Source organism: Colwellia sp. BRX8-7, assembly GCF_014077275.1.
Classification (GTDB): Bacteria; Pseudomonadota; Gammaproteobacteria; order Enterobacterales; family Alteromonadaceae; genus Colwellia_A.
Genome location: NZ_JACGVP010000042.1, coordinates 1 through 4759, shown reverse-complemented (window position 1 = coordinate 4759; position 4759 = coordinate 1). Strand labels below are relative to the sequence as shown.

The window sequence follows — 4759 nt, the reverse complement described above, 5'->3', positions numbered from 1 at the left end:
GCCCGTATCAGCATTCATAGCTATTTTAAAATTAACAATAACCATCCCGAAAATTGCAAACGCTCTAGCAAGATCAAAACCCGTAACTCGATGCTTCATCAAAACTCCATTGCAAGCTAACGCCCACTTAAGGGGCAAAATAGAGTTGGCTAAAATAGGTGAACGGAGTGAACAAAACAGCCAACTTTATTTTGTCCTTCTTGAAGTTCTTGTTAGGCATACTGTTAACCACCAGCCTAAACATTTAATTTTAAGCATAATTTTTGAATGGTGATTAATGTAAGCCATATTATGAACGCTACTATAGGTAACATACTTATGAAAACAGCAAAAGTTTTCCAACCACTTACATCACGAATTCTAGTATCTAAGTTAAAACCAAAATAATTTATAACCTCATGTCCTGCTAATAAAATTAATAAACTAGCAATAATCAAAGAAGTATATGCAATTAATGCTCTATAGCGCCGAGCTTGAGAAGTTCTACCATCTTATATTTTAAATTGATCCATTTGGAGTGCTCAAAAATACTTCATTCGAATGTATGCCTAACGCCCTGTAAAGGGGGAAATTGTAGCTGGCTAAAATGTGAAGCGGAGCGGTACCTGCCAACTGTAATTGGTCCCACTTGAATAGCTTATAGTTCTACCAAGCCACTTAATAAAGTAACTTGCTTTTATATTAAGTGGAACATGCTTCTATTGGTTACGAATATTAAACAAAAAAAAGCCCCGCAAATTGCGAGGCGAAAGGTTTAATTGGTTGGGGAATCAATCAAACTACGTGTTAATAAAAGTCAAAACCGATATTACACATTTAAAAAATAAACAAATTAGCTTTTGTATTTTTTAGCAAAGCGAACTATGTTTTGGCCATTACAAACTACGTATCTAACATCACTGTAATTTTCATTAACGAAGTTAAAGCCATTAATCGCCGCATCTGCACAAATTTTTGACGCCTTATTTTTATTTGTTGTAACAAATTTATATTGTGGCTTTGTTACAACTAATTCTATTTCTGCAATTTTAGCTACTTTTTTAGGCGTTTTTGAAAACTGAATTAATGATTTACCGTTACATTGGATAATGTATTGAAGGCCACTATAGTTAATACCTAATTCTTTGGCTTTATCTTCTGCTGAAGTTAAGCCATTTTGCGCTGCAGCTAGACAAACTTGAGTTTCAGCTGAATAGTCAGTTGCGATAAACTTTACATTAGACGTTGTCGCAAATGTGTTTAAAGAAACAATGGCAGTAAGTGCTGGTATAAGTAAAGTTTTCATAAGTACCTCAGAAATTTAAAAAGTTTGGAATGCTTTAATTGCCGACGAGTGTATAGAGCTAAAACTCTAATGTAAATAAATTTCGTAATAAAACTACTATTTTGTGATTATATTTGTATTTCGCTGTGTTTTGTTCTTTTTTTACGTTATTTAGTTACAACGCGGTGTTAATCTAACTATATTTAAAGGGATATTAGTAAAGGCTATCGTTTGAAAGGAAGGTTTTCAGCAGGAATTGACTTACCACCGCTTATGTATAAAGTGAAATAAAAGGGGTCAGAGTCGTTTTAAATGAACTGTATTGGGGTAGTCGGTTTATGATTACTTTTGCCATATTCCTGACCTAAATTAGTCCTCAAAATTAGGCAGATTCATGTCAACAAAGATACGATAGCGGACTTTTAGCCTTGGCTTATCTAACGACAAGTGATCCGACATAGCAGCCTTAACGTTTTTTGTGAGGCACGCCAAATTTTGTCACTTTGATGACATTAGCGATGTGTGTCTTGCATTGAATTCTCATTAGATTTTATACCAATAACACCCGGTTAATAAGTAAATGAAATTGGTTTAAATAATCAGGGGCGAAAGATAATCGTTTTTAGCCCCTGATTAATTAAGACTAATCTCGTTTGTACAACGCTTGAATAGTGCTTGCTTCAATTGTATTAGCATTTATCATATAACCCGTTAATGCTCCTGAAGCATCTTTTGGTAATTCAAGTTTTTCTACAGAAAGTGCATGTAATGTGAAACGGTAGTGATGTACCCCATGTCCTTCTGGTGGACAGGCGCCGCCAAAACCTCGACTACCATAATCATTACTTATCTGAGTACTACCTACTGGAGCTAGGTTAGTTTTTGTATCTCCCGCACCCGTTGCTATTTCCATCACATTCACAGGAATATTCACAACTTGCCAATGCCACCAGCCACTACCTGTTGGAGCATCAGGATCATAGACCGTTATAGCGAAACTTTTTGTTCCTTTGGGTGCATTAGCCCATTTAAGGTGTGGCGACAAATCGCCACCTGAACAGCCAAAACCACCGTATTCTTGTGCTTTAGCCATAAACTTCCCTTGTTCAATATCTTTACTGGATAATGTAAGAGGGTCTGCGAATGAATGTGCCGAAATGCTCAGTAATAAAATTGATAAAAATTTGGATGTATGACGCATAATAATCCTAATGAGTGTTAATTAATTGAATGTTTATCTTAATGACTTCTTTCTCGAAAATTTAGTACTAAAACAATCACACTTTCGCCCTAATCGGTCATTTTAGTTTTTCGAAGCTCAGAAGGTGTTAAACCAAAACGTATCTTAAAGCGTTCAGTAAATCGTGACTGAGATTGATAACCACATTTATCTGCAATCAAATTGATTGAATTTTGTGTAGTTTGCAGAAGGTGTAAAGCCAGACCCAGCCTTGCTTGATCTTTAATCTCTTGAACACTTGTACCTTCTAATTTCAGTTTTCGGCGCAGTGTAGATTCACTCATCGCTAGCTGGTCACAAATTTGTTCCATTGTTAATTCATAAAAGCCCTGCTCAATGAACATCTCATGCAGTTGATCTTTTATTTGAGGGCTAGCTAGTAGAGATAAAACTTCTCTATGACCCATGTGACACAATAACGATATAATTTCTCTTTTTCGTAAAGACCACATCTTTTTTGGTGCCCACAGAGATATTTCAACAAATTGTTGTAAACATTTTTCTAAAGTTGATGTTGTTTTACCAATAAAGTAATCTTTTTTATTAGAAGCATTTATTTGGAGGCCATTGAAGTCTTGAAAATCAAATTCAATTAACAGAGCAAAATACTCTTTGTCTTTAGGGATGTTGCGCATATTTATCGCAGGGCTGTCTGATAAAAAGATAAAATCTCCTGAATGACAAGTTAACTCATTATCAATACCTAATTCTTTAGTACCATTTAGAACAACAATTAATAATGGTTTCGCAATAGGAACATTTAACAGTTTTTGCTCTGTGATAGAAGTGTAGACCGCAAAAGGTAGTTCATGCTTTTCAAGGAGTGTATTCTTAATTGTACTAAGCAGATTCGCCATAGTTTCCTATACATATAGAGTCTAACTGAGGGATAAGTGATCATTTCGAATTAAACCGTAGATTGTTTCGATATAATTCATTCATACACACGTTTTTAATAATATTTTAATAAGTTACCAGTAAGTTTCAACCTATTCAACTTTGTTTATGGAGCTACGTAAGCCAATATATTTAATAAGCTATCTATCAAAAAAAAAGTGAGTGATTAGAAAATATATGGCAAAATTTTTAATCCTAATGTCTCAATGTGCACAAAGGGAACATATCAGGAAAGCATGCTAATTAACGCTCTAGGCTCTGACTGACGTTAGTAACTTAAAGGCTAAGGTCAGCTTATGGCTAATTATCGACCTAAAGAACAACCACTAACTAACGTCAGCAATGCGCACTTTGTGATCATTAGCCAATCAAGTTAACCGCCGCCGCTTTATGCTCTGGTGCTAAATGTGCGTAGCGCAATGTCATTTTTAAATCACTGTGACCTAATAATTCTCGAACTGTGTTTAAATCGACACTTGCCATCACTAGCTTACTGGCAAAGTGGTGACGCAAATCATAAAAACGAAATTTGGTAATATTAGACTCATCTAATAACTTAGTCCAAGCAGACGGAAAGTCTTTTAACGGTTGTTCATTTTTACCTTTAAATACATAACCTTCGTTACCCGTTAGTTCTTGCCACTGGTTAAGCTGATTAAACGCCTCTGTATTGAGCGGTAAATGACGAGTATTACCAGACTTAGCGTTTTGAAAATCTACTGTCAGAATTTTATTATCAAAATTAATGTCATGCCATTTTAATAACAACAGCTCACCTTTACGCATACCTGTATTCATAGCAAGTAAAACGATGACTTCTAAAAACGCTGTATCACATGCTTTAAGACTTTCACGTAACCTACTTTCCTCATCTTTAAACAAATAACGTACTTTTGAGTTATCAACGGTTAGTGTTTTAACCTTACGTAAATCATGACTATCAATAACACCCCATTCAACCGCTCGACTTAAACAGCCCTTAATCGTGTTTATTTGGCGATTAGTTGTTGCAGGCTTAACACCATCAGCTAAACGCTTATTTCTCCATTTCTCGATCTCCCACGCGTTAATGTCGGATAATTGAAAGTCCATTAACTTAGGAAATGACGATTTAAACGATTTCACTGTTTTTTCGGCTGTTTTAGGATTGCGTGATTTTAGCCAAGGTGTGTACTTTTCATCTAAGAAGTATTGGAGTGTAGAGAATTTGGAATATTTGGTACTAGTACGTTTTTGTTTTCTTAACGCTTGAACATCTACACCTTGAGTAACGTCGGCAATTTTACTTTTTGCTAAATCTCTTGCTTGAGCAGGTGTCATTTGACCATCAACACCTAATCGGTAATTAACCTGTTTTC

The 4759-nt window shown here is 35.3% G+C and carries 4 protein-coding genes; all 4 read right to left on the bottom strand.

Annotation, left to right across the window (positions count from 1 at the left end; translation table 11 throughout):
* Positions 1 to 832 precede the first annotated feature (832 nt).
* Complete coding sequence (locus H4J57_RS19065; RefSeq protein WP_182243934.1) at positions 833 to 1285, bottom strand: hypothetical protein; 453 nt, start codon at positions 1283 to 1285, stop codon at positions 833 to 835.
* A gap of 622 nt (positions 1286 to 1907) precedes the next feature.
* Positions 1908 to 2465 carry a YbhB/YbcL family Raf kinase inhibitor-like protein gene (locus H4J57_RS19060; RefSeq protein ID WP_182243933.1) on the bottom strand — a complete coding sequence of 186 codons (558 nt, stop codon included), beginning with the start codon at positions 2463 to 2465 and terminating at the stop codon, positions 1908 to 1910.
* 89 nt (positions 2466 to 2554) lie between these two features.
* Positions 2555 to 3361, bottom strand: a complete 807-nt coding sequence (locus H4J57_RS19055) for a helix-turn-helix transcriptional regulator (protein ID WP_182243932.1) — start codon at positions 3359 to 3361, stop codon at positions 2555 to 2557.
* A gap of 400 nt (positions 3362 to 3761) precedes the next feature.
* Positions 3762 to 4759: tyrosine-type recombinase/integrase (locus tag H4J57_RS19050; protein ID WP_182243931.1), on the bottom strand; the 998-nt coding region annotated here is incomplete at its 5' end.

What these genes read in the sequence shown, in the direction of transcription:
- H4J57_RS19065 (WP_182243934.1), bottom strand. Translation starts at nt 1,285, where the DNA reads ATGAAAACTTTACTTATACCAGCACTTACTGCCATTGTTTCTTTAAAC.
- H4J57_RS19060 (WP_182243933.1), bottom strand. Translation starts at nt 2,465, where the DNA reads ATGCGTCATACATCCAAATTTTTATCAATTTTATTACTGAGCATTTCG.
- H4J57_RS19055 (WP_182243932.1), bottom strand. Translation starts at nt 3,361, where the DNA reads ATGGCGAATCTGCTTAGTACAATTAAGAATACACTCCTTGAAAAGCAT.